Below are 3,359 nucleotides of genomic sequence, written 5' to 3'. Positions count from 1 at the left end.
TGTCTTATGGGCAGATCCAGTAATGGAGAGCTGGCGACTGCGCCGCCAGTATTATCCCGTGAGCCGTCGATTTTTCACTCTTCATAATATGGCGCCAGTGGTGCCCCGTCTGCTCGGCCACTGATGGCCGGTTACGAGCGGGGATAAACATGTTGGAGATCTACTTTTCTTCGTCGAAGACGCTGGAGCATCTGCGCAACGGGCCGTGCGGACCATTTCTAGATGGCTTTGCCGGTTCGCTCGAACGGGAGGGCTATGGACCCGATACGGCGGTGCGCTATTTGCGGGCGGCAGCTCACGTCGGCCATGTCATGGCAGAGCGCGATGCCAGCGTGAGCGACATGGATTTAGCAGCGTTCGAACAACATTTGAGGGCGTGCCAATGCCCGCGAGCCAAGGGAGGGCGCCGCAACCATCACACCATCTACGGTGCGAGGCTCTTTCGTCGGCACCTCGAGAAAATAGGCGTGTGCAAGCCGGCAGTCGCCGCGATGCACCCTGCTGAACCGCAGTTCGTCGCCGACTTTAAAGCATGGCTCAGCAAGCATCGCGGGGCATCTGATGCTACCATCGGGCTGTATGCGCGCAATGCGATCAGTTTTATGGCGGCACTTGGAGCGGAGCCGACACAGTGGTGTCCCGCCGATATTCGCTGCTATTTCATGACGCGCGCGAGCACATGCGGCCGCGGCACCATCGAGAAGATGACCACAAGCCTGCGGGCGTTCTTGCGCTACCTCGCCACGCAAGGGCATTGCCGCGCCGGCCTCGACAATGCCGTTCCGGCCTATGCCCATTGGCAGCTTGCCGAGATGCCGCGATATCTATCGAGCGAACAGGTCAGTCGCTTGATTGCCGCCTGCGATGGAGACGCCGGCGCGCGCAGGCGGGATCGCGCCATTGTTCTGCTGTTGGCTCGCCTCGGACTGCGGGCCGGCGACGTGGCACAGCTCCGCCTCATCGATATCGAGTGGCAGGCGGGTTCGCTGCGGGTCACGGGTAAGTCGCGCCATGAAGTTCGCTTGCCGCTGCCCCAGGACGTCGGGGATGCGGTCGCGGCCTATCTCGAATGCCGACCGTCTTTCTGCCGAAGTGATCGCGTGTTCCTGAGCACGATCGCGCCCAGTCGCCCGTTCTTGAACGGTGACGCCGTTTCTTCGGTGGTCAGGCGCGTCATGAAGCGGGCTGGCCTCATGACACCGTTCAAGGGTGCCCACGTCCTACGCCACACCGCGGCAACAGAGATGCTGCGCCACGGGGTACCGCTCGACAAGATCGGTCTGGTCCTCCGACATAGTGGCATCGACACGACGGCCCACTACGCCAAAGCCGATGTCGCGCTTCTGAAGCAGGTGGCGCAGCCATGGCCGGAGGTGCTCTGATGTTGAAGACCATCGAGACCTATCTCGCACTGCGGCGTGCCACGGGCTTTGAGATGTCGAATGCCGAGTATCTGCTCAAAAGCTTCGCCGGCTTCGCGGCTGAGCGCGGACAGGCGTATGTTCAAACGCAAACAGCCATCGATTGGGCTGCACTGGGACCGTCAATTGCACAGCGCGACGCTCGGCTGAAAGCTGTCTGCCGCTTCGCGCGCCATATCCGCATCGAAGACGTGCGGCACGAATTGCCCCCGGGCAATCACTTCGGTGCCCGCAAAAGGCGCCGATCACCGCACATTTACTCGGGCACGGAGATCGCTCGCCTGATCGAAACCGCTGGCCAGCTTCGACCTCAAGGAAGCCTGCGCCCGCTAACTTATGCGACTTTGATAGCCCTACTCGCGGCCACAGGGCTGCGCATCTCCGAAGCCCTCAATCTCACGTTCGCCGACATATCGAGCGACGGTTTGCTGATCCGCGAGACCAAGTTCCGGAAGACCCGTCTTGTGCCCCTGCACGATACGGCGGCGGCAGGCTTGCAACGCTACCTGCAACGCCGCGGCTCCGGCTCTGGAGATGACCCTGTGTTCGCCGACGCGAATGGCCAACCACTGCGCTACATTGCAGTCAAAGAGACCTTTGACAGGCTGGTCGGCAAAGCTGTCATCCGGCCATCGTCGGCGCTTCGCCCGCGGCTGCATGATCTGCGGCACACATTCGCGGTGCGGGCATTACAAGACAGTCCGACGGGTCGAAATCGGTGCGGTGCGCATATGGTCGCGCTCGCAACGTACATGGGGCACGTCAACATCTACGCCACCTATTGGTATCTGGAGGCAACCGCCGACCTCGTGCGCGACATCGCCATGGCCGGCGATGCGTTCATGTCTGAGGGGAAACGAGCATGACACCCATCGCTCCCCTCATCGAAGCGTTCCTGCGCGAAACACTCGTCCATCAACGTGGCGCTAGCCGACACACCTGCGATTCTTATGCTCAGAGTTTCCAGCTCCTGTTCGAGTTTGCGGCTGAAAGGCTCAAGAGCAGACCATCCAGGTTGATGCTGGAGCAGATCGATGCCGGCTTGGTCAGCGCCTTCATCGAGCATCTTGAGGATCATCGTCATAACGCCGCCGTGACGCGAAACGTTCGCTTGGCGGCCATCAAGTCGTTCTTCCGCTTCCTCGAATACCGACAGCCGGCGGCCCTCGATCAGGTCCGTCGCGTGCTTGCGATCCCGTTCAAGAAGACCGACACGCGTCTCGTTCCCTATCTACTACGCGAGGAACTGCAGGCGCTTCTCGACGCTCCAGACCCGGCAACGCGCGACGGCATCCGCGACCGAGCAATGTTGCATGTCGCCGTGTGTGCAGGGTTGCGCGTCTCGGAACTTACGGGCCTGACAATCGACAATATCGACATGGCGTCGATGAGCATACGCATCGTCGGCAAGGGACGGCGGGAACGAGCGCTGCCGCTGTGGAAGCCGGCAGCGACCGCACTCCGCGCATGGCTCGCCATTCGTGGAAAGGTTGCGACGCCCGAAGTGTTCGTCAGTGTGCGCGGTGAACCGTTGAGCCGATGGGGCTTCGCCTATCTACTCAAGCAGCACACCGCAGCCGCGGCACGGCAACAGCCAGGGCTCGCCAAAAAGCGTGTCTCGCCACATGTCCTCAGGCACACCTGTGCGATGATCATCCTGCAGGCGACCCAAGACATCCGGAAAGTATCGCTGTGGCTAGGCCATGCTACGATGACGACCACCGAAGTCTATACGCGCGGAGATCCAACCGAAAAGCTCGAAGCCATGGAAGCGGTCGTGCCGCCGCATCTGCGTCGTGGGACATTCCAACCAACCGACAAGCTGATGGCGCTGTTGAAGAGCACAACGTAATGGTGAGTGGGGCTGGCGGCGAAATCGGCGAAGGGGCCAACGGGTCACTGCCAGCTCTCCATTACTGGATCTGCCCATAAGACAAG

The 3,359-nt window shown here is 61.3% G+C and carries 3 protein-coding genes; all 3 read left to right on the top strand.

Annotated features, from left to right (window positions below):
• The first annotated feature begins 149 nt into the window (after window positions 1–149).
• Genes ACODSR_RS20645 through ACODSR_RS20635 form a run of 3 tightly spaced genes read left to right on the top strand, consistent with a single transcriptional unit; the run spans window position 150 to window position 3,273 of the window.
• Complete coding sequence (locus tag ACODSR_RS20645) at window positions 150–1,382, top strand: tyrosine-type recombinase/integrase (RefSeq protein ID WP_489078398.1); 1,233 nt, start codon at window positions 150–152, stop codon at window positions 1,380–1,382.
• The gene (locus ACODSR_RS20640) at window positions 1,382–2,287 is read left to right on the top strand and encodes a tyrosine-type recombinase/integrase (protein WP_489078397.1); all 906 of its coding nucleotides are present in this window, start codon (window positions 1,382–1,384) and stop codon (window positions 2,285–2,287) included. Before ACODSR_RS20645 ends, ACODSR_RS20640 begins: the two co-directional genes overlap by 1 nt.
• Window positions 2,284–3,273 (top strand): tyrosine-type recombinase/integrase, encoded by a 990-nt coding sequence (locus tag ACODSR_RS20635; RefSeq protein WP_489078395.1) that lies wholly within the window; start codon window positions 2,284–2,286, stop codon window positions 3,271–3,273. Before ACODSR_RS20640 ends, ACODSR_RS20635 begins: the two co-directional genes overlap by 4 nt.
• Window positions 3,274–3,359: the final 86 nt, after the last annotated feature.

This window comes from Sphingobium sp. FG125 (genome assembly GCF_057809795.1).
This window is presented reverse-complemented; position numbering and strand designations above follow the sequence as displayed.

Bases quoted from the DNA above. Each gene is read 5' to 3' on its own strand.
- ACODSR_RS20635 (WP_489078395.1), top strand. From the start codon at position 2,284: ATGACACCCATCGCTCCCCTCATCGAAGCGTTCCTGCGCGAAACACTC.
- ACODSR_RS20645 (WP_489078398.1), top strand. From the start codon at position 150: ATGTTGGAGATCTACTTTTCTTCGTCGAAGACGCTGGAGCATCTGCGC.
- ACODSR_RS20640 (WP_489078397.1), top strand. From the start codon at position 1,382: ATGTTGAAGACCATCGAGACCTATCTCGCACTGCGGCGTGCCACGGGC.